Source organism: Nocardiopsis sp. iso_238 (assembly GCF_056173325.1).
Genome location: NZ_CM149668.1, coordinates 2,727,604 through 2,753,661, shown reverse-complemented (window position 1 = coordinate 2,753,661; position 26,058 = coordinate 2,727,604). Strand labels below are relative to the sequence as shown.

The 26,058-nt window shown below is 70.5% G+C and carries 26 protein-coding genes; 17 read left to right on the top strand and 9 right to left on the bottom strand.

Annotated features, from left to right (window positions below; translation table 11 throughout):
* The first annotated feature begins 68 nt into the window (after positions 1 to 68).
* From AC0VYL_RS12210 to AC0VYL_RS12185, 6 genes are all read left to right on the top strand, one after another.
* Positions 69 to 650 carry a TetR/AcrR family transcriptional regulator gene (locus AC0VYL_RS12210; RefSeq protein ID WP_475483187.1) on the top strand — a complete coding sequence of 194 codons (582 nt, stop codon included), beginning with the start codon at positions 69 to 71 and terminating at the stop codon, positions 648 to 650.
* Between the two features lie 9 nt (positions 651 to 659).
* Positions 660 to 1,844, top strand: a complete 1,185-nt coding sequence (locus tag AC0VYL_RS12205) for a GDSL-type esterase/lipase family protein (protein ID WP_475483186.1) — start codon at positions 660 to 662, stop codon at positions 1,842 to 1,844.
* 141 nt (positions 1,845 to 1,985) lie between these two features.
* Positions 1,986 to 2,678 carry a haloacid dehalogenase type II gene (locus AC0VYL_RS12200; RefSeq protein WP_475483185.1) on the top strand — a complete coding sequence of 231 codons (693 nt, stop codon included), beginning with the start codon at positions 1,986 to 1,988 and terminating at the stop codon, positions 2,676 to 2,678.
* A gap of 171 nt (positions 2,679 to 2,849) precedes the next feature.
* Positions 2,850 to 3,968: a FecCD family ABC transporter permease gene (locus AC0VYL_RS12195; protein WP_475483184.1), complete on the top strand. Its 1,119-nt coding sequence runs from the start codon at positions 2,850 to 2,852 to the stop codon at positions 3,966 to 3,968.
* Positions 3,968 to 4,753, top strand: a complete 786-nt coding sequence (locus AC0VYL_RS12190; protein ID WP_475483183.1) for an ABC transporter ATP-binding protein — start codon at positions 3,968 to 3,970, stop codon at positions 4,751 to 4,753. The genes AC0VYL_RS12195 and AC0VYL_RS12190 overlap by 1 nt, the downstream gene beginning before the upstream one ends.
* Positions 4,750 to 5,748, top strand: a complete 999-nt coding sequence (locus AC0VYL_RS12185) for an ABC transporter substrate-binding protein (RefSeq protein ID WP_475462851.1) — start codon at positions 4,750 to 4,752, stop codon at positions 5,746 to 5,748. The genes AC0VYL_RS12190 and AC0VYL_RS12185 overlap by 4 nt, the downstream gene beginning before the upstream one ends.
* Before the next feature lie 89 nt (positions 5,749 to 5,837).
* Here the strand turns inward: AC0VYL_RS12185 and AC0VYL_RS12180 are convergent, their stop codons facing one another.
* Positions 5,838 to 6,212: a hypothetical protein gene (locus tag AC0VYL_RS12180; protein ID WP_475483182.1), complete on the bottom strand. Its 375-nt coding sequence runs from the start codon at positions 6,210 to 6,212 to the stop codon at positions 5,838 to 5,840.
* Positions 6,213 to 6,426: 214 nt separating this feature from the next.
* On the opposite strand from AC0VYL_RS12180, the gene AC0VYL_RS12175 reads away from it, so the two are divergent.
* Positions 6,427 to 7,275: a helix-turn-helix domain-containing protein gene (locus AC0VYL_RS12175; protein ID WP_475483181.1), complete on the top strand. Its 849-nt coding sequence runs from the start codon at positions 6,427 to 6,429 to the stop codon at positions 7,273 to 7,275.
* Positions 7,275 to 7,529, top strand: a complete 255-nt coding sequence (locus AC0VYL_RS12170) for a DUF397 domain-containing protein (RefSeq protein WP_475483180.1) — start codon at positions 7,275 to 7,277, stop codon at positions 7,527 to 7,529. Before AC0VYL_RS12175 ends, AC0VYL_RS12170 begins: the two co-directional genes overlap by 1 nt.
* A gap of 151 nt (positions 7,530 to 7,680) precedes the next feature.
* Here AC0VYL_RS12170 and AC0VYL_RS12165 read toward each other — a convergent pair whose 3' ends face one another.
* Positions 7,681 to 8,118 carry an NUDIX hydrolase gene (locus AC0VYL_RS12165; protein WP_475483179.1) on the bottom strand — a complete coding sequence of 146 codons (438 nt, stop codon included), beginning with the start codon at positions 8,116 to 8,118 and terminating at the stop codon, positions 7,681 to 7,683.
* Between the two features lie 327 nt (positions 8,119 to 8,445).
* On the opposite strand from AC0VYL_RS12165, the gene AC0VYL_RS12160 reads away from it, so the two are divergent.
* Complete coding sequence (locus AC0VYL_RS12160) at positions 8,446 to 9,765, top strand: YjiH family protein (protein WP_475483178.1); 1,320 nt, start codon at positions 8,446 to 8,448, stop codon at positions 9,763 to 9,765.
* Between the two features lie 147 nt (positions 9,766 to 9,912).
* Here the strand turns inward: AC0VYL_RS12160 and AC0VYL_RS12155 are convergent, their stop codons facing one another.
* A complete protein-coding gene (locus AC0VYL_RS12155) occupies positions 9,913 to 11,727 on the bottom strand; it encodes a tetratricopeptide repeat protein (RefSeq protein ID WP_475483177.1) in 1,815 nt (604 codons plus the stop codon).
* A gap of 895 nt (positions 11,728 to 12,622) precedes the next feature.
* On the opposite strand from AC0VYL_RS12155, the gene AC0VYL_RS12150 reads away from it, so the two are divergent.
* The 3 genes from AC0VYL_RS12150 to AC0VYL_RS12140 are packed head-to-tail and all read left to right on the top strand — an operon-like array spanning position 12,623 to position 14,259.
* Positions 12,623 to 12,838 carry a hypothetical protein gene (locus AC0VYL_RS12150; protein WP_475462845.1) on the top strand — a complete coding sequence of 72 codons (216 nt, stop codon included), beginning with the start codon at positions 12,623 to 12,625 and terminating at the stop codon, positions 12,836 to 12,838.
* Positions 12,825 to 13,352: a DUF6879 family protein gene (locus tag AC0VYL_RS12145; protein ID WP_475462844.1), complete on the top strand. Its 528-nt coding sequence runs from the start codon at positions 12,825 to 12,827 to the stop codon at positions 13,350 to 13,352. Before AC0VYL_RS12150 ends, AC0VYL_RS12145 begins: the two co-directional genes overlap by 14 nt.
* A gap of 46 nt (positions 13,353 to 13,398) precedes the next feature.
* Entirely contained in the window at positions 13,399 to 14,259 is an 861-nt protein-coding gene (locus AC0VYL_RS12140; RefSeq protein ID WP_475462843.1) for a methionyl-tRNA formyltransferase, read from the top strand.
* A 527-nt stretch (positions 14,260 to 14,786) separates the two neighbouring features.
* Here the strand turns inward: AC0VYL_RS12140 and AC0VYL_RS12135 are convergent.
* From AC0VYL_RS12135 to AC0VYL_RS12120, 4 genes are read right to left on the bottom strand one after another with little or no spacing between them, the layout of a single operon-like run.
* Entirely contained in the window at positions 14,787 to 15,806 is a 1,020-nt protein-coding gene (locus AC0VYL_RS12135; protein ID WP_475462842.1) for a pyridoxal-phosphate dependent enzyme, read from the bottom strand.
* Positions 15,764 to 16,810, bottom strand: a complete 1,047-nt coding sequence (locus AC0VYL_RS12130) for a GHMP family kinase ATP-binding protein (RefSeq protein ID WP_475483176.1) — start codon at positions 16,808 to 16,810, stop codon at positions 15,764 to 15,766. Before AC0VYL_RS12130 ends, AC0VYL_RS12135 begins: the two co-directional genes overlap by 43 nt.
* Positions 16,807 to 17,613 (bottom strand): Rossmann-like domain-containing protein, encoded by an 807-nt coding sequence (locus tag AC0VYL_RS12125; protein ID WP_475483175.1) that lies wholly within the window; start codon positions 17,611 to 17,613, stop codon positions 16,807 to 16,809. The genes AC0VYL_RS12130 and AC0VYL_RS12125 overlap by 4 nt, the downstream gene beginning before the upstream one ends.
* Entirely contained in the window at positions 17,610 to 18,332 is a 723-nt protein-coding gene (locus AC0VYL_RS12120; protein WP_475483174.1) for a class I SAM-dependent methyltransferase, read from the bottom strand. The genes AC0VYL_RS12125 and AC0VYL_RS12120 overlap by 4 nt, the downstream gene beginning before the upstream one ends.
* A 281-nt stretch (positions 18,333 to 18,613) precedes the next feature.
* Here AC0VYL_RS12120 and AC0VYL_RS12115 point away from each other — a divergent pair, with 281 nt between their 5' ends.
* Entirely contained in the window at positions 18,614 to 19,846 is a 1,233-nt protein-coding gene (locus AC0VYL_RS12115; protein ID WP_475483173.1) for an MFS transporter, read from the top strand.
* Here AC0VYL_RS12115 and AC0VYL_RS12110 read toward each other — a convergent pair.
* Together AC0VYL_RS12110 and AC0VYL_RS12105 are read right to left on the bottom strand one after the other, a co-directional pair.
* Complete coding sequence (locus tag AC0VYL_RS12110; protein ID WP_475463044.1) at positions 19,761 to 20,027, bottom strand: hypothetical protein; 267 nt, start codon at positions 20,025 to 20,027, stop codon at positions 19,761 to 19,763. The two genes, AC0VYL_RS12115 and AC0VYL_RS12110, sit on opposite strands and share 86 nt — an antisense overlap.
* Positions 20,028 to 20,273: 246 nt before the next feature.
* Positions 20,274 to 21,083: a DeoR/GlpR family DNA-binding transcription regulator gene (locus tag AC0VYL_RS12105; RefSeq protein WP_475462837.1), complete on the bottom strand. Its 810-nt coding sequence runs from the start codon at positions 21,081 to 21,083 to the stop codon at positions 20,274 to 20,276.
* Between the two features lie 162 nt (positions 21,084 to 21,245).
* Here AC0VYL_RS12105 and AC0VYL_RS12100 point away from each other — a divergent pair, with 162 nt between their 5' ends.
* The 4 genes from AC0VYL_RS12100 (at position 21,246) to AC0VYL_RS12085 (ending at position 26,017) form a co-directional block, all read left to right on the top strand.
* A complete protein-coding gene (locus AC0VYL_RS12100; protein ID WP_475483172.1) occupies positions 21,246 to 22,637 on the top strand; it encodes a homoserine dehydrogenase in 1,392 nt (463 codons plus the stop codon).
* Between the two features lies 1 nt (position 22,638).
* Complete coding sequence (locus AC0VYL_RS12095) at positions 22,639 to 24,033, top strand: GntP family permease (RefSeq protein WP_475462835.1); 1,395 nt, start codon at positions 22,639 to 22,641, stop codon at positions 24,031 to 24,033.
* An 89-nt stretch (positions 24,034 to 24,122) separates the two neighbouring features.
* Positions 24,123 to 25,370 carry a 3-oxo-tetronate kinase gene (gene otnK / locus AC0VYL_RS12090; protein WP_475483171.1) on the top strand — a complete coding sequence of 416 codons (1,248 nt, stop codon included), beginning with the start codon at positions 24,123 to 24,125 and terminating at the stop codon, positions 25,368 to 25,370.
* Positions 25,367 to 26,017, top strand: coding sequence for a class II aldolase/adducin family protein (locus AC0VYL_RS12085; protein WP_475483170.1), 651 nt, complete (start codon positions 25,367 to 25,369; stop codon positions 26,015 to 26,017). The genes otnK and AC0VYL_RS12085 overlap by 4 nt, the downstream gene beginning before the upstream one ends.
* The last annotated feature ends 41 nt before the right edge of the window (positions 26,018 to 26,058 follow it).

Sequence of the window (26,058 nt, the reverse complement as noted above, 5' to 3'; positions counted from 1 at the left end):
AGGAGCCCTCGTTTGCCTAAACCCTTTAGGCAAACATAGGGTGTGCTTCGGAAACGAGGAGGATCCTGATGGCACGAGCCGGACTGACCCCGGAACGCCTCACCCGGGAGGGCGCGGCGCTGGCCGACGAGGTCGGCTTCGACCAGGTGACCGTCTCGGCCCTGGCCCGGCGCTTCGACGTGCGGGTCGCGAGCCTGTACTCACACGTGCGCAACTCCCGGGACCTCAGGACCAGGATCGCGCTGCTCGCTCTGGAGGAGATGGCCGACCGGGCCGCCGACGCCCTCGCGGGCCGGTCCGGGAAGGACGCCCTGGTCGCCCTCGCCAACGTGTACCGCGACTACGCCCGCGCACACCCCGGCCGCTACGCCGCCGCCCAGCTCCGGCTCGACCCGGAGACGGCGGCGGCCAGCGCCGGGGTCCGGCACGCGCGGATGACGCGGGCGCTCCTGCGCGGCTACAACCTCGACGAACCCGACCAGACCCACGCGGTACGCCTCCTGGGCAGCACCTTCCACGGCTACGTCACGACGGAGTCCGGTGGCGGGTTCGACCACAGCGAGCCCGGTTCCCAGGAGAGCTGGTCGCGGACGCTGGACGCCCTCGACCACCTGCTGCGGACCTGGCCCGCCCCGACCGAGACGCCCTAGGGGGCTACCGTGCGCACCGAACACCACTGGACCACCACACCCCTGGCCCCGGACCTCCTGCTCGGGGCGGTGGAGTGGGAGGACACGGAGCGGGGCCTGCTGCCGCACCGACTGCCCGCGCGGGCCCGCGCCCAGAACAACGACCCGCTGCTGGCCATGGCCGAGACCCAGCCCTCGGGGGTCCGGCTGCTCCTGCGCACCCGCGCGACCGCGATCGAGTTGGACACGTTGCCCACCAAGCGGGTCTACACGGGGCTCCCCCAGCGCCCGCACGGGGTGTACGACCTGCTCGTGGACGGTCGGCTGACCGCCCAGACCACCGTCGTCGGCGGCGACACCCTGACCTTCGACACGGCCACCGGCGCCGTGGAGCACCAGGAGGGGCCGGTGGGCACCGCCCGCTTCACCGGACTGCCCGACCGGACCAAGGACGTGGAGATCTGGCTGCCGCACGACGAGGCCACACGGCTCGTCTCCCTGCGCGCCGACGCCCCCGTCGAACCCGCCCCCGAGCGAGGACGCCGGGTGTGGCTGCACCACGGCAGCTCCGTCAGCCACGGTTCCGACGCCACGAGTCCCACCGCGACCTGGCCCGCCGTCGCGGCCGCGCACGAGCCCGTCGACCTTGTCAACCTGGGGCTGAGCGGCAGCGCCGTGCTCGACCCGTTCACCGCCCGGGCCATGCGGGACGCCCCGGCCGACCTCATCAGCGTGAAGATCGGCATCAACCTGGTCAACGGGGACCTGATGCGGATGCGCGCCCTGACACCGGCGGTGCACGGCTTCCTGGACACCATCCGCGAGGGCCACCCGGACACCCCGCTGCTGGTCGTCTCCCCGATCCTGTGTCCCATCCAGGAGGACACCCCCGGTCCCGCCGCCTTCGACACCGAAGCCCTGCGCGCGGGTCGGAAGCTGTTCCGGGCCACCGGCGACCCGCGGGAACGCGCCGCCGGAAAGCTCACCCTCACGTCCATCAGGGAGGAGCTGTCCCGGATCGTGCGGGAGCGCGCGGCCGAGGACCCGCACCTGTCCCACCTGGACGGCCGTGAGCTCTACGGCGAGGCGGACCACGCCGAGCTGCCGCTGCCCGACCGCCTCCACCCGGACACGGCGGCGCACCACCGCATCGGCACCCGGTTCGCCGCGTTCGCCTTCGGCCCCGACGGCCCCTTCGCCACGGCCGCCCGCTGAGACCGGAACCGGCCGCAGGGGAGGCGGACCCGGCGGGCTATGCTCGCTGGGCCCGGCGGACACACGGTCGTCCGACCCCGTCTCCGAGAACCCGGCCCGCGCGGTCCGGGCGGCGCGGCCGCTGACACCAGGAGTCGCCACGTGACCTCAGCCCCCGACATCGACGTGATCTTCTTCGACGTCCTCGGAACCATGGTCGACGAGCCCGGCGGGATCGGGCGGGGCATCCGCGCGCTGCTGCCCGGGGCCGACGACGCCAGGGTGGCGGAACTCCTCCGGACGTGGTCCGGGCACGTCGAGGAGCGCCAGCGCGCGATCCTCGACGACGGGCTCCCCTATGCCAGCAGCACCGAGCTCGACCTCGAGGCCGCGACGCGCGTGGCGGCCGAGGCCGGGATCGACGACGAGGAGGCGGTCCTCGAATTGGCGGACGCCGCGCGGCGCCTGGAGCCGTGGACCGACTCCGTGCGGGCGCTGGACCGGATCGCCTCCCGCTACCCGGTGGTCGGCCTGTCCAACGCCAGCGGCCCCGCGCTCACCCGGATCAGCGCGCACGCCGGACTGCGCTGGCACCAGGCGCTGTCCGCCGAGGACGCGCGTGCGTACAAGCCCCACCCGGACGTCTACCGGCTGGCGCTCGCCCACGCGGGCCTCGCGCCGGAGCGCCTGCTGATGGTCGCCGCGCACGCCTGGGACCTGCGTGGCGCGCAGGCGCTCGGGATGCGGACCGCGTACGTGGAACGTCCCGTCGGGGACCCGCCCGGTGCGGCGGACTCCTTCGACCTCACCGCGAGGAGCCTCGACGCCCTGGCGATCCAGCTCAACGCCGTCTGACCACTGCTTCCAGGACTGACCAGCCCGTCGGTGGCCCCGTTCGCGCGGACCGCCGGCGGGCTCCTTCGTGTGCCCTTCTCCGAAAGTGGACGCGAGTGGCCAAGTCTGCGCTTAGAATGAAAACCGTTTTCATATCCACTCGTATCTCGTCCTCACAGGAAGGGAGGCCGGATGCGGCACGCCCCCGCTCCCCCCGCTCCCCTCACCGCTCCCCCGGACCCCGGCCGCGAACCCGCCCCCCGGGTCCGCTGGCTGACCACCCCGGCGGGGACCGCGACCGCTGCCCTGGCCCTCACCCTGGTGCTGGTCGTCTCCACGGTCCTGGCGATCGGCCTCGGCTCGGCGGTCATCCCCCCGAAGGAGACCGTCCGCTACCTGTGGGCCGCTCTCAGCGGCGGCGTGATCCAGGCCGACGAGCTCACGCAGTACCAGGTCATCTGGCAGATCCGCACCCCGCGCGTCCTGCTCGCCGCCGTCGTGGGCGCCGGGCTCGGCACGGTCGGCGTCGCCGTCCAGGCGATGGTGCGCAACCCCCTCGCGGACCCCTACATCCTCGGGGTCTCCTCCGGGGCCTCCGTGGGCGCGGTCCTGGTCGGCGTCCTGGGCGTCTCGGCCCTCGGTGTCCACGCCGTCTCGGCCGGGGCCTTCGCCGGGGCCCTCGTCGCGACCGTGCTGGTCTACGCCGTCTCGTACTCGCGGATGGGCGTCACTCCGCTCCGGTTGGTCCTGACCGGCGTGGCGCTGTCCTTCGGCTTCCAGGCGGTCATGAGCGTGATCGTCTACCTGGCCCCCAGCAACGAGGCCACCAGCACCGTCCTGTTCTGGACCATGGGGAGCTTCGGCGCCGCCACCTGGGCCTCCCTGCCCGTGGTCGCGGCCGCCGTGCTGCTCGGCGCGCTCCTGCTGCGTTCCCGGGCCCGCTCCCTCGACGTGACGGCGCTGGGCGACGAGACCGCCGCCAGCCTGGGCGTGGACGCGGACCGCCTGCGCCGCTGGCTGTTCGTCCTGACCGCCGTGATGACCGGCGCGATGGTGGCGGTCAGCGGCGCGATCGGGTTCGTCGGGCTGGTCGTGCCGCACGTCGTGCGCATCCTCGTGGGCGCCGACCACCGCCGGGTGCTCACCGTGGCGCCCCTGGCGGGCGCGGTGCTCATGGTCTGGGTGGACCTGGTCTCCCGGGTGGTCGTGGCCCCGCGCGAACTCCCCCTCGGGGTGATCACGGCGCTGATCGGCGTCCCGGTGTTCATCGTGCTGATGCGCCGCCGCGGCTACCTGTTCGGAGGACGCTGATGGACCTGCGACTCGACGACCTCTCGGTGGACCTGGGCGGCGCGCGGATCGTCCGGCGACTCACCCTGGACGTCCCGGACGGGCAGGTGGTCGGCCTCGTCGGCCCGAACGGCTCCGGCAAGTCCACGGCCCTGCGCTGCGTGTACCGGGCCCTGGGCCCCAGCGCGGGGCGCGTCCTGCTCGACGGCGAGGACCTGACCTCGATGAGCCCGCGTTCGAGCGCCCAGCGCGTCGCGGCCCTCACGCAGGAGAACGGGAGCGACCTCGACTTCACGGTCGAGGAGCTGGTCGCGCTGGGGCGCACACCCCACCTGCGCGGGAACCAGCCGCTGAGCGCCAGGGAGCGCGCTCTGTGCCGGAGTTCGATGGAGCTGCTGGACGTGGCGCACCTGGCCGGTCGCGGCGTGCTCGAACTCTCCGGCGGTGAACGCCAGCGGGTCCTCGTGGCCCGCGCCCTGGTACAGGAGCCGCGTGTGCTGGTGCTGGACGAGCCCACCAACCACCTGGATGTGCGCCACCAGCTGGACCTGCTCTCGCTGCTGCGGGACGTGGGCGTGACGGTGCTGGTGGTCCTGCACGACCTCAACCTGGCCGCCTCGGCCTGCGACGTGGTCGGTGTGCTCTCCGAGGGCGCGTTGGTGGACGCGGGAACCCCCGAGAAGGTGCTCACCCCCGCCCTGCTCCGGGAGGTCTTCGGTGTGGAGGCCACCGTGGTGCCCCACCCCCTCACCGGCGGCCCCCAGCTGCTGTACCGGCTCCCACCCTCAAGGAAGGATCCCCGATGAATCCCCGAATCCCGCTCCGTCCCCTCTCCCTGGTCCCCCTTGTGGCGGTCTCGGTCCTGCTCGCCGGTTGCGGCGCACGGGTCGAGGGCGTCTCCGAGGCCGGGGCCGGACCGGTCACCGTCCAGCGCTGTGGTGAGGAGGTGGAGTACACGACGCCTCAGCGGGTGGTCGCCTACGAGGGCGGCAGCGCGGACAAGCTGTTCGCGCTCGGGCTGGTCGACCACGTGCACGGCTACGTGATGCCCCCGGCCAACCCGCCGGTGGAGGAGTCCCCGTGGGCCGAGGACTACGCGGCGGTGGAGTTCCTCAGCGACGACCTGCTCAACCGGGAGCTGGTGGTGGACGCGGAGGCGGACCTGGTGGTCGCGGGCTGGAACTCGGGCTTCAGCGACCAGCGGGGCATCACCCCGGAGATCCTCGACGGCATCGGCGTCCAGAGCTTCATGCACGCCGAGTCCTGCTTCAACTACCCCGGGCACCCCGAGCGGGTGACGCCGTTCGAGGGGCTGTACACGGACCTGGAGCGCATGGGGCGGATCTTCGGCGTGGAGGAGCGTGCCACCGAGCTGGTCGAGGACTACCGGGAACGGGTCGCGGCGGTGGAGGAGCAGGTGCCCGAGGGTGACCCGGCCTCCGTCTTCCTCTACGACTCCGGCACCGACCAGCCCTTCACGGCGGGCAACCAGGTCCCGCCGCACGACATCATCGAGCACGCCGGGGGCGCCAACATCTTCGGTGACCTGGAGCAGCGCTGGACCCAGGTGGGCTGGGAGTCCGTGGTGGAGGCGGAGCCGGAGGTGATCATCATCCTGGACTACGGCGACCAGCCCGCCCAGGAGAAGATCGACTTCCTCACCTCCTCCCCCGCGATGGCCGGGGTCCCGGCCGTGACCGAGGAGAACTTCTTCGTGCTGGACTACAACGAGGGCATCTCGGGCCCGAGGAACATCGACGGCCTGGAGAAGTTCGCGGAGTACCTGCGCGAACTGGACTGAGGACCCGACGGGGCCGCCCGGAGGAGTCCGGAGCGGCCCCCTCAGTCAGGTTCCGGAGGAGGAGACGGCGGGGTGACGCGGCTCCGAGGTCAGAGGCTTGCGGTGCTCTCGTCGCGGAACCTCCGCCCCAGCTCGAAGAGACGGATGAGGTGGCTGGCGAACTGCACGGTGGTGAACGCCTCCGCCATGTCCTCGCTGAGGGTGATCTCGACGTTCGCCAGACGATCGGGGCTCAAGCGGACCCGCATTCCCAGTTCCTCGTCGTCGATCACCAGGAATTCGGGGGTCTCCCGGTCGAAGTCCTGAACCGGCAGGCCAGCGGCACGCAACAGGTCCCGGATGGTGGCGCAGTAGCGGGCGTACTGCCCCGAGGACAGAAGCTGGGGCTCCTCGTTGTCGACGGAGGTGTCGATCTTGTCCCACTCCTGGGCAACAATGGGGGTGGGGATGTGGACGTCGTTCATCGGCGTTCCCTCCTTGAAGGCCGCCCGAGGTGGGGCGAAGAGGCTGCAATCTCAGTACCCCACCCCGGGCGGCTGTCTTTGTGTAAGCAGGCGGCCCACATCCGGCGCGATCGCACCGAGTGAGACCCGCCTCACTTATAGCTAGACTGAGGCAGGTACAATCACAAGTCAAGTTGTAGGTACAATTTTCCTAGACATCTTCAAGGAGACACACATGCCGAAGCGAAGGCCGACGCTGCGGGCGCAGTGGTTGGGAAAGATGCTGAAGGAGCTGCGCGAGCAGAACGGGCTCAAACTCACAGACACTGCCGAGTACCTGCAACGCAGCTTCTCGGCCATCAGCAAGTTCGAGTCGGGTGCACTGCCGGTCCGTGAACCCGAGGTTCTCGCCCTGATGGACCTTTACGGGGTGGAGGGCGAGCAGCAGCGCGCCTCGTTGCTCCGGCTCTCCAAGGAGATCAGCAGGACCGGATGGTGGGAGAAGTACTCCTCCGAGGTCGCTGACTGGTTCATCGACTACATGTGGTTGGAGAGCCGCGCTGATCGCATCCGCACATTCGACATCACGCCCGTCAACGGGCTCGTGCAGACGGCGGCGTACGCGGAGGCATTGTTCCGTGCTGCCAACCCGCATGATTCATCCGCTCAGATCGAACGAGGCGTCGAACTCAGGATGTCACGGCAGGCCATCCTCGACGGTGAGAACGCCGTACAACTCGACATCGTCATGGAGGAGGCCGCCCTTCGGAGGATGGTCGGCGGTCGCGAGGTCATGAAGGACCAGCTCCGGCACCTTTTGGGCTCTTCAGAACGGCCGAATGTCGGGATCAGGGTCGTCCCGTTCGAGGCTGGCGCTCTGGTGAGCCCCGACGGGGGCTTTCGGCTCATCGATATGGAGGACCCCTTCCCTCTGATCGCCTATTCCGTGAGCCCAGCAGGCGGTTTCTACCTGGAATCCGAAGAAGCCGGGCATCTGGCGGCCTTGTACGATCGCTTGCAGGGGATGAGCTTGAGCCCCGAGGACTCGGTCGCGTTCATCGCGGCCTTGGAGAGGAACCTGTAATGAACCGGGACACGTCGGCTGTCACGAACTGGCGCACCAGCAGTTACAGCGCCGATGGCGGCGGGCGATGCGTGGAGGTCGGCTGGCACATCAGCAGCCACAGCCCTGACGGGGGACGCAGCTGCGTCGAGGCGGGTCCCTTCCTGGACGAACCCCAGCGGTTCGCGGTGCGCGACTCCACCCAGCGCGATCTGGGCTACCTCTCCTTCCCCTCCTCGGAATGGTCCGCGCTGCTGCGCGTCTCCTCTTTCTAAGGCCTGCCCCGGGCTCTGACCACGGTCAGAGCCTTCCCCCCACGTCGGCCCGAGAGCCGATCCGCGCCGCCCCATAACCCGAACACGCGCGATCCCGTTCCCGGGAGAGCCATACATCCCTCCCGGGAACGGCAGATGAGGGGTATGGCGGTCATACGTCCGACTGGGCGAACCACGAGAGCACCGACCGCTTGTATCCCTCCGGCATCGTCAGTCGGGGCACCTCGTCCTCGGTGAACAGCCCGGCTTTCTTGTGCTCACTGGAGACCACGACCGGGGCGTCCGAGTCCACGCGACAGCCGTAGGTGACGATGAAGACGCGTTTGTCGACCTGGGTGATGTGGTACATCCACGAATCGAGGATCTGGGCCACCGTGACCGGCCAGCCCGTCTCCTCCTCGATCTCCCGCGCCAGGCACTCCTCCGGGGTCTCCCCCAGTTCGATCTTTCCTCCGGGGAGCTCCCACTCGTCACGCTCGTTGCGCAACAGGAGTACCCGCCCGTCACGGATGACGACACCCTTGACTGAGACGGGGAACGTGCGCGGTGCGTAGGGGGCGTCGGACACGGGAGGGCTCGCTTTCGACATACGGGCTCGATGGTGGTGAAGCTAGCAGGCCTCAGAGATTGCCACGGGCCGCATCGCCTGGCACACGTGAATCTGGGTGGCGCGTACGTGACGACACCTCCCTTCCAGTCGAGATCGATGATCCCTTCGGGCGGCTCCGAGCCGCCCGGCCTCCTGGCGCTGGCAGAGGAGGGCTGAGCCGGACACCCGGGGGAAACACTCGGACCTCCGAACGAAACCGGATGTCCGAGATCTCGGACGCTTTCTCCTCTCAGACCCGGGTGTCCCGCGTCACTTTCTGCTTCGATTCCGGGAATACTCCCATTTCAGAGGCAGGAGGAGCCCCCCGTGAGCGACAACGCGACCGCTTCGAAGGCGGCCGGGACGTGGCGCCTGGTCGTCTACAGCGGTATCGGCATCTTCATGTTCTTCGTCCCCGTGACCGTCGGGGACCGGAACGCCATCCCCCTCGACCATCTGGTCACCCTCCTCCAAGCCGGACTCGGGCCCGCCCTTCCCTACGTGATCTGGTTGGTCATCGCGGCTGGAACCGTGGTCCCGTTCGTCACCGGAGCGTGGCGGCACAGCAGGGTGAAGCTGGTGTTCGCCCTCCTGAACATCGTGGGCCTGGCCGTGGCCTCCATGGTCGTCCTGGACATCGGCCCCGCGTGGTTCATGGGCGACGACCTCGCCCCCTTCCTGTTCAACGCCGTCGCCGTCAACGTCGGACTCCTGGTCCCGGTCGGCGCGGTCTTCCTGGCCATGCTGGTCGGCTACGGGCTCATGGAGTTCGTCGGCGTGCTGCTGCAACGCGTGATGCGGCCCGTGTGGCGCGTCCCCGGGCGCTCGGCCGTGGACGCCGCCGCCTCCTTCGTGGGCAGCTACTCGCTGGGCCTGCTCATCACCGACCGCGTCTACCAGTCCGGGCGGTACACGGGCCGCGAGGCGGCGATCATCGCGATCGGGTTCTCCACGGTCTCGGTCACGTTCATGGTGGTCATCGCCAACACCCTCGACCTGATGGGGATCTGGCTGACCTACTTCTTCCTGACGTTCTTCGTCACCTACGCGGTCACCGCGATCCTCGTGCGCGTCCCACCACTGAGCCGTATCCCGGACGCCCCCTTCCCTGGGGCGACACCGCAGCCCGAGGAGGAGGTCACCGGGAACCGCGTCGGTCACGCCTGGCGGGAGGCGAGGAAGGCCCTGATCGCGGCGCCCTCCCTGCCGCGCAACATGTGGGTGAACTTCGTCGACGGGGTCCGGATGAGCATGTCCATCCTCCCGTCGATCATGTCCGTGGGCACCATCGGCCTGGTCGTGGCGCACTCCACCCCGGTCTTCGACCTGCTGGCCTACGTGTTCGTCCCCTTCACCTGGGTGGTGGGGCTCTCCGACCCCATGCTGGCCGCCAAGGCGCTCTCGGTGGGGATCGCGGAGGTGTTCCTGCCCGCGACCGTGGCCGCCGGTTCCGAGGACCTCGTGCTGCGGCTGGTGGTGGGGGTCGTGTCGGTGTCGTCGATCATCTTCTTCTCCGCGCTCGTCCCCTGTGTCCTGGCCACGCGCATCCCGTTGACGGTGGGGCAGCTCGTGGTGATCTGGTTCCAGCGGGTGGTCCTCAGCGTCCTCATCGCGGGCCCGCTGGCCTACCTACTAGTCGGTCTCTGACCGCAGGAGAGCGGGTTCCCTGACCGCGAGGGCACCGGGTCTTCTGGTGGAATTCGCTCGGTTTCGGCACCACCTGTGATGATCCCGTGCCCATCGCGGTTGGGGCACCCCTCCCCGTCCGCGACCGAGGCTGTCTCCCCTGAGGACCTAGGACGAAGGTCGGCGAGGGGCTTCGGCCTGCGCCTGGATTTCGGACCGTCGCGCCCCCGCCGCTGGCCCGGGGAACGACTGGAGCAACCCCAAGGCCTCACCGCGGCGTTCCCCCGCCTCGTCGAAGTTCCCCTGCCTCGTGAGCGCTGTCGCGAGGTGGGCCAGGGAGAGGGCCTGGGACCACTGATCTCCCCTACCGTGAAAGACCGCGATCGCCTGACGGTGGAACGTCTCGGCGTCCTCCGCACGGCCGAGCGACAGGTAGGCCTCGCCGGTAGCGCCCCAGGCGGCGGCCTGAAGATCCGGGCGGCCCGCCCGTGGGAACAGAACGGCGGCCTGCTGAAGGTGACCGAGCGCTTCGGTTCCCTGCCCACGTGCCAGAAGAATCCGCCCCAGTTCCAGGAGAGCGAGTCCTTCGAAGAGTTTCCCGTCCGCCGTCCCCGCGATGGCCAACGCCCGCTCCACCGTCTCCTGAGCCGAGGCGTGGCGCCCCGCCTGTCGATGGACCGCCGCCAGAAGGGTCAGTGCCTCGGCCTGTTCCAGGGGTTCGTTCGCTTCGGCCAGAACAGTGGCAGCGCGGTTCAGTAGCTCCTCGGCCCGGCTGAGCCCTTCAGGAGCCCCGTGTTCGAGGAGCACCCAGCCGAGGTTACGGGTGAAGGCCCCCACGTACACCGGATCGTCGAGTTGGACCGCCTGTTCCAGCGCCTGCTCGAAGCAGGATTCGGCTTCTTCGAAGCGGTGCGCGAACAGATGGACCACACCCAGCCCGTTGGCCGCCCTGGCCTGGCCGAAGGCGTCACCCCGTTCTCGGAAGGCCACCAACGCGGCGGAGAAGCACTCGACGGCCTCATCCAGGCGATACAGGTGCCGGAAGGCGATCCCCAGGTTGTCGAGGGTGATCGCCTCGCCGTACCGATCACCCGCCGAGCGTGCGGAGGACAGGGCCTGCCGTTGGGCGGGCAGCCACGTGTCCGCCGGTTCCCGGTCGGCGATGAGCATGGTCACGGTCGCGGGGATCTGCCAGGCGATCCTGTGCATGCCGTGACTGTCGGCGATTCGTACGGAGCTGATGAGGTTGTCTCGTTCGGCTTCGTACCAGGCGATCGCCGCCTTGGCCTCGTGGAACTCCACCGCCTCGACCAGCTCGCCCCGGGGTCCGGAAGCCAGGGGTTCGAGGTCCAGGGCCATGCTGTAGGCGGCTGATCCGGTGCGGGCGGCCGCGGCGGCCGAGTGCAGGTACCAACCCAGGACGCGCCGCAGCGCTTCCTTTCGGGCGTCCTCCGGTTCCCCGTTCCTGGCCTGGTCAGCGGCGTAGGCACGCAGCAGGTCGTGGAACTGGTAGCGGTCGTGACCGCACTCCTCCAACAGGTGCGCCCCGGTCAGGACGTCGAGGTACCTTCGCGCGCGTACCGGAGTGGTGGCTGTCAGGGCCGCGGCGGCCTCGACGGAGAACTCGGGGCCCGGATGCAATCCCAGCAGATGGAACATGCGGGCAACAGGTGGCGAGAGTGCGCGGTAGGACCAGGCGAAGACCGTGCGCACCGCGTCCGCCTCATCGGCCTCACCCTCTCCGGGCACCGACAGCGCGTCCCAGAGCCCGGACTCGTCGCGCAGCTCGGTGATCAGGTCGCGCAGTGGCATGTACGGTCGTGCGGCGGCCCGCTCGGCCACGATTCTCAGGGCCAGTGGCAGTCCGGCACACAGCTGGGCGAGTTCGACGAGGTCGGATTCGTCTTCGTCGTTGCGGTGTCCGGCGATGACGGTGCGTAGTAACCGCACCGACTCTGCTGGTGACAACGTCTCCACACTCACGCGGTGCGCCCCTTCTCGTATGACCAAACCAGACATGCGCGTACGGCTCGTGATCGCGACCAGGCAGTTCGCGGATCCGGGGAGGAGCGGTCTGACGTCCTCGACTCCCGCGGCGTTGTCCAGGACGATGAGCACGTGCCGGTCCGCCGTCACGGAGCGGAACAGTTCGGCGCGCGGTTCCTCTCCTACGGGGATGCGATCCAGCGGCACGTCCAGGGCCCGCAGGAAGCGGCCGAGTACGTCCGAGGTCGCGACTCGTGGTCCCGGATCGTATCCGTGCAGGTTGACGTATAACTGACCGTCGGGAAAGTGGTCCCTGATCCGATGCGCCCAGTGAACGGCGAGAGATGACTTACCCGCTCCCGGCGTACCCACGACGAGAGCGATCCGCAGAGCTCCACGCCCCGGGGCCGCGGTGGAGGCGTCCCCCAACAGGGAATCCAGACGCCGTACCTCATCGGTTCGGTTGACGAATCCGCGCAGCTCACCGGGGAGTTGGGCCGGACGAAGCGCGGAGGCCGGTGCCGAGGTGTGGAAGTGCACGCCGCCGCCGATGTCACGCGCTTGAACCACACCGCTACCGGTCGATTTGAAAAGCGCGTTACGGACTTTCGGATCAGGCACCGGATCATGGTCGTGGTGGCTCTGCCCTTGAGTCACATCCGCTCCTGTTTCGCCTCCGCCTGAACCGCCTGGCAGACCTACCCTGACCCCCCAGGCCGAAACCCGCAAGCCGAATCTTCCAATTCTTCAGATACAATCACCATACGCCCCATTATGCCCATCAGGAACGAGCGCTACGAAACTTCTCCTTAGGACCCACTGCGGATGCTATTATCCTTGCGACTGATCGAGCATTCCCCCAGGTTCATGACGTTGAGATATGCGAGGCCTCATGAGAATCGAGTTCGTCGGTGGCACGACCGGGCAGGGCGGTTCACCCCGGTTGTACCGGGATGAGGAGAGCGGCGATTTCATCGTTCAGGGATACGTCATCAGTGATCCGAACGATGTGGATCAGATGAAGATCCCCAGCGGCGAAACTGTTGTCCGGGTCCCGGCCAGCCTGTTCGACCACCTGCCGAAGGACGGTACGAGTGGAGTCTCTTGACGCTGCGGGTTGGGCACGGATCTTCGATGAGTGCCGGGAATCCGCCTACCACCTGGAGATGCGCGACCACTACGCGGTGGCGGAGGAGCAGGCCGACGTCGAGAGGTGGCGGGCCGGCGACTGGGGTCCGGAACAGGACGCGCGGAGCAAAGCCGGCTGGCTCGACCTGATGCGGGCCACCGCCGCGCGGAACGTGCGCCTGCGTCGAGTGCGCGTCGTCTCCGAACCGGTGAGCGAGTACATCCGTTTCGAGCACGAGGGCACACCCCAGAACCTCGGAGCCGGAGAGGATATTCGCTGGCTGCCGCGCACGCGCGCCTCCGGATTGGCGCTACCCGGAAACGACTGCTGGATCTTCGACGGAACAAAGGTTCTGTTCAACCATTTCACCGGGGACGGTGGATGGGTGGGCAACGAGGTCAGCACCGACCAGGACGTGGTGAAGCTGTGCGCTCAGGCGTTCGATTCAGCCTGGAATTGCGCTGTCCCACACGCTGAGTTCATCCTGAAGTGACCGCACATCAGATGACCAGATTCGCCATTCAAGAAGAAACAGGGAGATGTCGACCTCTCTCCGCATTTGCGTGATCTCGTCCGGAGCCGACGAGTTCCGGACCATTCACGCTGCCTGCGCGGACTCAGGCCACCTTTCGGTCGCCTACTTCTACGGACGTTCTCTGCGCTCCGGCGGCCCCAACCTCGACGACGCCGGAGAAACGACCACGGCGATCCTCGGCGCCCTTCCACGGGGAATGGACCTGCTTCTCCCAGGCAGTGTCGAGGGCCTGACTCGGGCGCTGGAAAGCTACCGTCCCGACCTGGTGATCGTCTTCGGTTTCGCGTGGAAACTTCCCCGTTCCGTGCTGGATATCCCCCGACACGGCGTGATCAACGTCCACGTGTCGATGCTGCCGAAGTACCGAGGTCCGGCGCCGCTGCTCTGGGCCATTCGCAACGGCGATCGCACCGGGGGTGTCACCGTGCACCGGATGGACGAGGAGTTCGACACGGGCAACGTCCTCGCCCAAAAGGACGGCGTGCCCTTGGCCGACGACATCACCTGGACGAACTACTGCGCGGACGCCATGCCGGTGACCTACGCGTTGCTTCGCACGGCTCTGGCCCGCGTCGTGTCCGGGGACCCCGGTGATCCACAAGAGCACTCCCTGGCCTCCTACGCGGGGTTCATGGAGGAGGATTTCGCCCGCATCCGCTGGTCCGGCGATGCCCGCACGATTCACGACCAGGTCAGAACCCACCGCTTCATGCGCTCGCGCGAGCACCCGGTAGCCGAGGTCGCCGGTGCTCGGCTCGTGGTGAAGCGCACCAGTATGGAGCCCGCCGAGGGGACGCGGGTCGTGTGCGGAGACGGCGAACCGCTCTGGATCACCGAGTCCCACGAGGCCCCGCCCGTTCCGTGACGCGACGGACCCGTGGATGATCGGGACGAGGTTGGGTTCGGGGATCGCGGAGGCCTCCCCCGGTGGGAAGCGCTGGAGGCACCGCACCTCGCACGTACCCGGGGGCCTGTGCGCGGCAGCACGTTCAGCAACGGATGGCGGGAGCCAACTACAAGTCAGCGGGGGTCGCGCCCCAGGAGGAGCACCGGAAAGCAGTGTCCCGAACCTCCCCTGTGGTGTCGCCGTCCGCGCACCCCCCACGCCCCCGAAGGCAGGCGCTCGCCTTTCCCGCGTCCGAGTGAGCCGGTTCCTCCGAACCGCCCTCCGGTGACTGCCCGGGGCTCTGCCTGCGGTGGGTGCTTCCCCCACCGCAGGCACGTCCTGGAAGGGCTGGTCCTTGAGAACCTCCGTCCGGGCAGCCCTTCCACGGTGTCGTCCACCGTCTCCGGACTCACCGTCACGATCCGCCCCGGGAGGTCGCCAACGTAGCGGGCTCCTCCGACCAGTCATTCTCCGCAAGCACGAGCCCGCGCCTTCCCTGGTCCCGTTCAGTCGTCCCGGTGGACGGCCTGATCCGGGGCGGGCTGGCGTCCCCAGGCCATCCGGCACCAGGGCGGCGACAGCTCCTTGAGATCACCGACCTCCCGGGGAGCGAGGTCGGTGACGTCGGCGGCCTCCTCGTGCCGCGCGAAGACCGTGTCCACGTACCGGTGTCCGGTGTCGGGGGCCACGAACACCACCCGCCGGTCCGGGGCGGCCGCCGCCTCCCAGCGCGCCACCAGGTAGGCGGCGCCCGTGGAGAGCCCCGCGAAGACCGCGTGGCGGCGGAGCAGGTCCGTGCTCCCGGCCAGGGCCGCGTCGAAACCGGTCCAGTGCACCGTGTCGTACAGGGTGTGGTCGACGTTGCCGAAGGGGATGGAGCTCCCGATCCCCGCGATGATGATCTGCGGGTCGGTGACGTGGTCGCTGCCGAAGGTGACGCTGCCGAACGGCTGGACCCCCACGAGCGGGGTGTCCGGGGCGCTCTCCCGCAGGTAGCGGGCGAGCGCCCCGGTGGAGGCTCCCGAGCCGACCCCGCCCACCAGGGTGAGCGGGCCGTCACCGGTCTCCTTGCGGATCTGGTCGGCCACCGCCCGGTAGCCGAGACCGTGGACGACGTCGTGGTACTGCCGCATCCAGTGGTAGTCCGGGTGCTCGCGGAGCACCTGGCCGACCCGCCGCACCCGGCGGTCCTGGTCCAGTCGGAGGTCGTCCGAGGGCGGCATCTGCTCCAGGGTGGCGCCCAGGACCGCCAGCTGGATGCGGAGGGGTTCGTCGATGGTGGTGGAACCGATGATGTGGCAGCGCAGGCCGAACCGGTGGGCGGCCAGGGCCAGCCCGTAGGCGTAGATGCCGCTGGAGCTGTCCATCAGGGTGTCACCGGGGCGGACCACCCCGGTGTCGAGCAGGTGGCGTACGGCCGCGAGTGCGGAGGCCACCTTCATCGACTCGAAGCGCAGGCACAGCAGGCCCCCGCCGAGGTCGATCAGGTCGGGTCTGGCGATGGCTTCGGAAACGTGCTCGTCCAAGGGGGCTCCGCGGTGGTCGAGGGTGGAGGGGCCGGAGTGGGAGGGGTCGAGGCGACCCCGGTGAGGACGGGCCGCGCGGAGGGGACCAGCGGGGTGCCGGACCGCGTGGACGTGGAGAACACGCGGTGGGGGGTGAGCCCCGCCGCGTCGAGGCGGTCGTTGGCGGCCTCAAGGCGTTCCGCGAGGCCGGGGACGGCCGCGTCGAAGAGCACACCGGCCACGTTGCCGCTGTGCGCCACCTGGATGCCCACCGCCCCGCACTCGCGGGCGACCTCCCGCAGCGTGCCCAGCTCCTCCTTGGGCAGCACACGCTGGTTGAGGATGGCGCTCTCGGTGCTGACGTGCCCGACCCCGGCCACGTCCTCCTCGGTGATCGCGGTACGCAGCGCGGCACGCAACCTCTCGTAGACGGCGATGTCCCCCCGTCGTGCGTTCCCCCTCAGGGAGAGGGTGTCGACGGGTTGGCCACTTCCGGTCAGACAGCCCACGACCGCCATCTCCGGTAGCGCGGGGCCCAGCTCCTCCAGGACGCGCCCCTCACGCTGGGCGAACAGCAGGGGGCGGTCACCGAACATCACCGGGTCGCTGGCGCCCTCCGCCGCGACCGCGACGCGGGCCACGGACTCCGGGGACAGCTCCACACCGAGCCCCGCCGCGACCGCGCGCACCGCCGCCGTCACGTCGCTGGTGGACGACCCCATGCCGAGGCCGGGCCAGGCCCCGCCCCGGACGCTGAGGTAGCCGCCCACCGGCGGTACCCCGGCCACGCGCGCGCACTCCTCCACGGCGAGTTCGGCGGCGCGGGCCGCCTTCGCCCGGTCGGGAGGGTCGACGACGACGTGGCGGGGCACCTTCGCGGAGAACGGGGTGAACAGCGCGCGGGTGCGGGGCTCGGCCATCGGCAGGGTGACCAGACCACGGGTGGGGCGTCCCCGCTCGTCCAGGAACACGCCCTGGAGGATCTCGCCGTGGTGGCAGGTCGCCTGTCCAGTTCCTACGGTCACTCTCGGGTTCCTTCTCGGTAGCGGTAGAGGTGGGTGGGTTCGGCGCTGAACTGCGAGAACGGGAAGGGTTCGGCGGAGACCGCGGTGACGCCGGAGCCGAGGAAGGCCCGGGCGACCGCGCTGCCGCTCTGGGCGTAGAGGACCAGCGGCAGGTCCCGTTCGCGGCAGCGCTCCAGGATGCGGTCGAAGCTGCCGTTGCCCAGGGTCATGCCGGTGGCCACGACCGCGTCGGCCTCGGCCAGGACCTCCTCCATATCCGGGCTGACCTCGTCGCCCCACTGGGTGCGGCGGAGGTTGAGGTCGCAGGGCAGGCACCGGCCGCCCCGCTCCCGGATCGCGGCCACGAGGGGGTTGACCACGCCGATCAGGGCGATCCGCCGCCCGTCGGGGTCGGGGAGGAGCCCGGCGATGGCGCGGTCGCGGGCGACGGCGCGCTCCTCGGGGGTGCCGTACGGGAGGGTGACGCGTTCGGCGCGGGGGTCCTCGGAGTGGGGGTGGGCCTGGCCCAGGTAGGCGTCCAACGCGGCGAGCCGTACCGGGGCCGGGCCTCTCAGGAGGTCGGCCAGGGGTCTACCGGACAGGTCCGCGCACACGTCGGGGTCCAGCTGGCCCGGCTCGAAGGAGCAGGCGCCGAAGGCCCGGCCGATCCGGACCAGGACGTACTGGTTGAGGTAGGTGACGTCGCCCCCGGCCAGGCGGGTGCCGTGGTGCACCCAGAACACGCTGGTGGCGACGGGGAGGTCGGGGGTGTCGAGCACCGACTGGTGGAGGGTCGCGAGGTCGAGGGGCTGGGGGTGGCTCACTTGGCGTTCTCCCGGGTGAGGCGGAACAGGTAGGTCAGGACTCCGTCGTTCCAGTCGTGCAGGTGGTGGACGTGCGCGGTGAACCCCTGGTCGACGGCGTGGCCGATGATCCCCCGCAGGTCGGCGGTGTTGGAGGCGACGAAGTAGACCTGACCGCCGGGGGCCAGGAGGTCGCGTTCGGCGAGCTGGGTGAAGAAGGCGTCGGTGACGGGTCGGCCCGCGCAGACGTTGCGGACGATGTCGGGGTCGTCGCTGACGGGCTGGCTGACCGCCGGAGGGTTGAAGGTGACGACGTCGAGGCGCGGCTCGGGTGGGAACCCGGTGAACAGGTCGGAGACCAGCGGGACGAACTCGGTCCCCTCCCCCGCGCCGACGACGCGCCGGTAGTTGTGCTCGGTGGCCGCCACGCTGGCGGGGTGGACGTCGGCCGCGATGATCCGGGCGGCGCCGCGCAGTCCGGCCACGGCCGCCTCGACTCCGAGCCCGACGCCCATGGCGGCGTAGACGCGTCCCCGCACGTCGATGTCGTCGTCGAGGACGCGCTGGTGGATCATGCGGCTGGTCGCACCGGGGAGGAACACCTCGGGCGGGACGTCGAACTCCCACCCGTTCCAGGCGTAGGAGCGCAGGGTGTGCAGGTCGACCTTGGGTTGGTTGAGGCCGATGATCCGTTCGGCCGGCAGGGGCGGGGGCAGCTGGGCGATCCGTGAGGGGTCCACGCGTGGCCTTTCGGGGCAGGGGGCGGCGGTCGGTACGCCCTGGGGGCGCCGGTTCCGACGACCATAGCGAAAACGATTATCGTTGTCACGAGAAGCTCTTCACTCCACGGAGTCGCTGCCCCCTCGGCGCGAGCGCCAACCCCCGCAGAAGCGGACATCCGCCCCGCCGCAGGCCAACCACCCCCAACCCTGGGACCCAGTTTCGCGAAGAGCGGCGCAACTGATAATCGTTTTCAATAGAGTGAGACCCTACACACCCCGAACCGAGATGAGTACTCCTCGTGTCCACGACGCCGAACACGACCCGCCCCCAGGAGCACCGTGGCGCACCGCTGCTCCGGCCGACCTTCGTCCGCCTGTGGTGCGCGACCACCGCGTCCGGCCTGGCCACCTGGGCCATGCCGTTCATCCTGGGTCTCGCGGTCCTACACGGAACGCTGAGCGCGGTGGGGCTCGGACTGGTCCTGGCCGCCCGCACCGCCGGGTTCCTGGTCGCGGTCCCCCTGGGCGGCCTGTACGCCGACCGCCACTCGCGTCGGGCGGTGGTCCTGTGGTCCGGGCTGGCGGCGGCCGCCGCCAGCCCCGTCCTCGCCGCGGGTCTGGGCGGCTCGGTGGCCCTGATGACCGCGGCCGCCACCGTCGTGGGCGTCGGCCAGGGGGCCTGCCGCCCCGCCTTCCAGGCGCTCACCGCCGAGGTGGTGCCCACCGAGGACCGCCAGCAGGCCAATGCGGCCCTGACCTTCTCGGTGCGCGGGGTGACGTTCCTGGCCCCCGGGCTGACCGCCCTGCTGGCCACCGTGACCGGACCCCAGGTGCTCCTGCTGGTCACGGCGGCCCTCTGGCTGGTGGCGGCCCTGCTGCCCCGTGGCGGCGACGTCGCCCCCGCCGAGCGCCCCGCCCGGGCGCCCTTTCACGTGGAGTTCACCGAGGGGCTCACCGAGGCGCGCCGCCACACCTGGTTCCTCGCGGGTCTGGGCGCCCTGACCGTGGTCATCGCCCTGGGCTACTCCGCGACCAACGTCCTGCTCCCCCTGGCCAGCCGCGACCACTACGGGACCGAGGCCGTGCTGGCCGGAGCGCTGACCGCGTACACCGCCGGGGCCCTGGTCGGGGCGGTGCTGGTGGCCCGCTGGAAGCCGCGCGCCCAGGGCTGGTGGGCCCTGTTCGGGCTGGGCCTGTACGCCCTCGCCCCGCTGAGTCTGGTGTTCCCCGTCGGCGGGCTGTGGGTGTTCGCCGCCTACGCCGTGGTGGGCCTCGGCGTGGAGCTGTTCAACGTCCCGTGGTTCACCGCAGCCCAGCGCGAGGTCGCCCCGGACAAGCTGGCGAGGGTGTCGTCGCTGGACTTCCTGTTCGCCTACGGGTTCGCCCCGGTGGGTCTGGCGCTGATCGCCCCCGCCGCCCAGGCCTTCGGGGCGCAGAACGTCCTGCTCACCTGCGCGGTCCTGTGCGTCCTGGCCCCGGCCCTGGCCGCCCTGGCCCCCGGCTCCCGCGACTTCCGCACCCCCCGCCCCTGACCGCGAGACCCGAGACGGGGCGGGGCCCGGGGCACCTCACGACCGCCTCGGCGGGTCGGCGCTCCGTCAGCGACGGCACCAGGTGGCCCAGAGTCGTCCCGGCGTCAAGGCAGACGGTGTGGCCGTCCTCGACCAGGGCGGCGGCGGCCTGGGCCATGGCGCGCTTCTCGTCGGCGGTCACTCGCGCGGTTCCGGGCACCGGGGGCTTGGCGGACCGCCGTTCCGTGACCGGGCCCGGGCCGTCCAGAAGGGCCGTCCCGGCCCCCGTGCGGGCCCGTCCGGTCACCCGCGCGGACCGGGGGCCGGGAGGCGCGGTGGCCGTCCTCGCCGTGGCCGGGGCGGGCGGCGGGCCGTTGTCGCCGTGGCCGGGGCGGGCGGCGGGCCGTTGTCGCCGTGGCCGGGGGTGTTCCCCCGGCCACGGCGGGGGTCAGACGGTGGGGTCGAGCCGCGCCATCTCGTCGGGGACGCTCTGGGGGATCACGATCTCCAGGCTGACCCCGACCTCCTGTATGGCGCGCGCGGACGACTCGGCCAGACGGTCGTCGGTGATCACCGTGGAGAAGCTCTCCAGCGCGGCGACCTTGAAGGTGCCGAACGCACCGTACTTGTCGGCCCCGGCGACCAGAACCGACGAGGACGCGGCCGCCATCGCGGCGCGTTTGACGGCGACCTTGGACCGTGAGGGCGTGGTCGATCCGCGCCCGATGTCCCAGGAACTGGTCGACATGAAGGCCACGTCGATGTTGAACTCCGCGACGGTCGCGGCGGCCATGTCGCCCACCGCCGAACGGTTCTCACGGTCGATCTGCCCTCCGACGAAGTACAGGGACAGGTCGGGGTGGTCGGACAGGGAGGCCGCCGTGGTGAGGTCGTTCGTGATGACGGTGAGGCCGGTGACGCCCCACAGCGACGGCACCAGGTGGCCCAGGGTCGTCCCGGCGTCGAGGTAGACGGTGTGGCCGTCCTCGACCAGGGCGGCGGCGGCCTGGGCCATGGCGCGCTTCTCGTCCAGGTCCACACGGGACTTGTCCAGGTAGGAGGGCTCGGTGCGGACCTGGGAGGCGAGCTCCACGCCGCCGGGGACCGACCGGACCCGCCCCTCCTCCTCCAGGTTCATGATGTCGCGGCGGACCGTCATGTGCGAGACACCGAGGATGTCGCAGAGCTCCTTCACGCTCAGCACACCCGTGCCGCGCAGTTCTCTCAGGAGCAGTTCGCGCCGTTGCGCCGGGATCATCGTCCTCCTTCGAGTGCGTTCACAGGACCATGGTAGCGAGTGTTACCAGATGATACGAGGCGTGATAATTGTTGACTCGCATGTTCCTCTCCTGTTAAACAGGGCGTGTTGCCGTTACGGATGAGGACAGCGTGTCCACCGTGACGTGAGAGAAGGAGAACCATGCAAGCCACCAGCACCACGGGTCCGCCCCCGCCGACCGTGCGCTACGCGATCACCGGGGCACGGGGCGGCTTCGCCCGCACACTGCTCGCCCAGACGCCGCGCATGGACCGGCTGCGTCCCTCGGTCCTGTGCGACCTGGACACCGAGGGGACCGTCGCCCTGTGCGTCGAACTCGGGTACCCGGCCTCCGCGTTGAGGGCGTGTTCCACCCCCGGCGACCTGGCCGCGCTGTCCGGTGACGAGATCGCCGTCATCGACGACGCCGCCCTGCTCGAACACGCCGACTACGACGTGCTCGTCGAGGCCACCGGCAGCCCGGCGGCGGGCACCGACGCCGCACGGCTGGCCATCAGGACCGGACGCCACGTGGTGATGGTCTCCAAGGAGGTCGACTCCGTCTCCGGCGTCGCCCTGGCCGAACTGGCCGCCGAGCGGGGCGTGGTCTACACGCCCGGCATCGGCGACCAGCCCGCCAACCTCATCGAGTGGTACGAGCGCACACGGCTCCTCGGGCTCGACGTCGTCGCCATCGGCAAGTCCGGCGAGTACGACCTCGTCTTCGACCCCGCCACCGGCCGCGTACGCCAGCTGGACCAGGAGGTCCACGCTCCCGAGATGGCCTCCCTGCTCACCCTGGGCGAGGACGTGCCCGCCACCCTCGCCTCCCGGGCCCTGGCCGTCTCCGACATCAAGCGCTCGGCCGCCGCCGACTACTGCGAGATGGGCGTGGTCGCCAACTTCACCGGCCTGGTGCCCGACGTGGAGGCCCTGCACTACCCCGTCGCCCGCACGGCCGAGCTGGCCGACATCTACGCACTCGCGGAGGACGGGGGCATCCTGACCCGGTCGGGTGTCGTGGACGTCTTCAGTGTCCTGCGGCTGCCGGAGGAGGCCTCCTTCGCGGGCGGCGTCTTCGCCGTGGTCCGCACCGGTGACGACGTGTCCTGGTCACTCCTGGCGCAGAAGGGCCACGTCGTCTCGCGTTCGGGACGCTACGCCTGCCTGTACCTGCCCTACCACCTCATGGGCGTGGAGACCCCGCTGAGCGTGCTGGCCGCCGCGGACCACCACCGGGCCGCCGGTTCGCGCCCTCCGGCCCCGCACGCGGTCCTGGCCGGACGGGCCCGCACCGCGCTCCGCGCCGGAACCCGGCTCGACATGGGCGGGCACCACCACGACGTGACCGGCGTGGACCCCGTCCTGCTGGACTCCGCCGACGCCCCCGGCGACGTCGCGCCCCTTTACCTGGCGGCGCACACCACCCTGGCCCGCGACGTGGCCGCCGGTGAGCTGCTGCGCCTGGGCGACCTGGCCGACCCCGAGGACACGCTCCTCGACACCTGGAACCAGGCGCGCACACGCTCGCCCCTGAACACCGGAGAGCAGTGACATGTCAGACGTCTTCACCCTCCTCGCGTTCCTGGGCGCCATCGTCGTCCTCGTGGTCTTCATCGCGCGGTTCAAGGTCCACCCCGTGGCCACGCTGTTCATCGTGGTCGTCGCCCTGGGACTCGTCCTGGGCATGGGCGGCACCGGAACCATCGAACTCGTCAAGGACGGGTTCGGGAACACCCTGGCCAACGTCGGCCTCCTGGTCATCTTCGGCTGCGTCCTGGGCAAGATGCTCGAACTGAGCGGCGCGGCCATGAAGATCACCGAGACGGCCCTGCGGCTGTTCTCGGAGAACAAGGTGCCCTGGGCGATCGCCCTGGCCTCCACGGTGCTCGGCATCCCGCTCATCGCGGACACCGCCGTCGTCATGCTCATCCCCATCGTCTCCGCCCTGGCCTACCGCACGGGCATCTCGATGATGAAGCTCGGCCCGATCCTCTACATCGGCGCCTACGTCATGACCTCGGTCATCCCGCCGGGCCCCGGCCCGCTCGCCTCGGCGTCCCTGCTGGACGTGAGCATGGGCGAGGCCATCCTCTACGGCCTGGCCGTGGGTGTCCCCGGTGTCCTGGCGGCCACCCTCTACCTCTCGCGGATCAAGACGTACGTTCCGCCCAAGCCCGAGTTCGTCGCGCACCTGGCCGACGCCTCCGAGGGCGGGGCCTCGGGGTCGACCGGGTCCGCCGGGACGTCCTCCGACGCCGCCACCGGTGCTCCCGAAGCGCCCCAGGTGGGCCTCTTCGGCTCCCTGCTCCCGATCCTGGCGCCCATCGTCCTCATCGTGGTCGCCTCCCTGACCGCCCCGGTCCTGACGGAGGGCAACTGGTTCACCGCGGTCGTGCTCTTCGTCGGTGAGCCGACGGTGGCACTGTTCCTCGCCTGCGTCCTGGCCCTGCCCCTCTTCCGGGGGCGCTGGCGGGACAAGGCCACGCTCAACGACCTGTTCGAGTCCGGACTGCGCATCGCCGCGATGCCCCTGGCACTGACCGGTGTCGGCGGCGCCCTGGCCACCATCGTCCGGGAGACCGGGGTGGCCGAGAACGTCGCGACGGCCATCGAGAGCACGGGGATGTCCGCGGTCATCATCCCGTTCCTCATCGCGGCGGCCGTGTGCACCATCACCGGCTCCAACATCCTGGGGGTCATGACCTCGGCCGCGATCATGCAGCCGCTCCTGCCCGCTCTCGACCTCTCACCGTTGGTGGTGTACCTGGCCTGCGCGACCGGCGCGCAGATCATGAAGCACGCGAACTCCTCCGGTTTCTGGGTCACCACGACGCTGTCGAACATGACCGTCGGGCAGGGCATCCGCTCCATCGGGGTGGCCTCGGTCATCTCCGGTCTCACCGGGTTCGCCGTCCTGAACGTCATGATCGCGACCGGTCTCGTCTAGAGGGGTGTTCCGTGGGGTCCCCTCCACGGAACACCCTTCCCCGCCGTCTCCCCCCGTCCGTCCACCACCATCGATCCACAGGAGAACCCATGGCGACCCTCGGCGCGATCGCCGACGATCTCACCGGAGCCACCGACCTCGCCATCACGCTCACGTCCGCGGGCTTCCGAACCACCGTCGTCCTGGGAGCGGACGACCACGGTGAGCGGCACACGCTCGACGCCGCGAACGGCGCCGACGCCGTGGTCGTGGCCCTGAAGTCGCGCACGATGCCCGTCGACGAGGCCGTCGCGGTGTCGCTGGACGCGCTGGCGTGGCTGCGCCGGGCCGGGTGTGAACGGTTCTACGTCAAGTACTGCTCCACCTTCGACTCCACCCCGGAGGGGAACATCGGTCCGGTCTCCGAGGCGGTCCTGGAGGCCCTGGGCGAGGAGGTCACGGTCATCGCCCCGGCCTTCCCCGCGAACCGGCGCACCGTCTACCGGGGCCACCTGTTCGTCGGCGACGAACCGCTCGACGAGTCGCCCATGCGCCACCACCCGCTCACGCCCATGACCGACTCGAACCTGCTCCGTCTGCTCGAACCCCAGCTCAGCCGGGGCGCGGACGACGTGGCCCTGGTGCCGTGGCCGGTGGTGTCCCAGGGTGCCGACGCGGTGCGCGCCGCCATCGGCGCGGCCCGGGAGGCCGGCGCCCGGTTCGTGGTCGTGGACGCCCTGCGCGACGCCGACCTCCGGGTACTGGCCGCCGCGACGGACGACCTGCGTCTGCTGACCGGCGGCAGCGCGCTCGCCCAGGGCCTCTCCGGCCCCCGGGCCGACGAGCGCTCGGACTTCACCTTGCCCGACGGTCCGCGCGTGGTGCTCTCGGGCAGCGCCTCCCGGGCCACCCAGGGGCAGGTGCGGCACGCCCTCTCCTCGGGCGCCGGGGTCCGGATCCGCGCCGCCGAGCTGCGGTCGGACTTCGAGGCCGTGGTGTCCGACGCCGTCGCGGAGGCGCTGGCCAGCGAGGCCACCCCGTTCGTCGTGTACGCGACCGCGTCGCCGGAGGACGTCGTGGACACGGCGGACGCTCCGGTGATCGAGCGGGCCCTCGCGGAGATCGCGGAACGCCTGGTGGCCGCCGGGACGCGCGCGCTCCTGGTGGCGGGCGGTGAGACCAGCGGAGCGGTGGTGCGTCGGCTCGGCGTCGGCTCGCTGACCCTGGGCCCCGAGGTCGACCCCGGGGTGGCGTGGATGCTCGGTCACCGCGACGGTGAGGACATCCACCTGATGCTGAAGTCCGGGAACTTCGGCGCCGAGGACCTGTTCGTGCGGGCGTGGGAGGAGGGCGCGTGAACGAGCAGACACGGCGCGCCGCCGAAGAGCTGTGCGCGGCGGGACGCCGAGCCGTGGACCTGGGGCTGAGCCCGGGGTCCTCGGGCAACGTCTCGGTCCGGATCGGCGGCACCGTCCTGATGAGCCCGACCGGGGTCTCCCTGGGGGATCTGGAGCCCGAGGGCCTGTCCGTGCTGGACGACGCGGGGACGCACACCGACGGCCCCGCCCCGTCGAAGGAGTTCCCGCTCCATCTGGAGATGTACCGCAGGTCCGGGTCGGCGCGCGCCGTCGTGCACCTGCACTCGCCGCACTCCACGGCGGCCTCCTGCCTGCCCGCGTGGTCGGCCTCGTCGGCGCTGCCGCCCATCACGCCCTACCTGGTGATGCGTGTGGGACAGGCTCCCCTGGTCCCCTACGCCGCGCCCGGGAGCCACCGGCTGGCCGAGAACCTCGCGAAGCTGCCGGGGAGGTTCGACGCGGCGCTGCTCGCCAACCACGGTTCCCTGGTGGCGGGCGCGGACCCGGGGACCGCCCTGGCCGGGGCGATCGAACTGGAGGAGGCGGCGCGCGTCGTCGTCGCCCTCAGGGGGAGCACGTTCTCGGTGCTCTCCCCCGAGGAGGTCCGGGAACTCACCGACCGCTACGGGACCACCTGGGACGTGTGAGCCCCGGGACGACGGCGGGACGCCCTCGGGGGCGTCCCGCC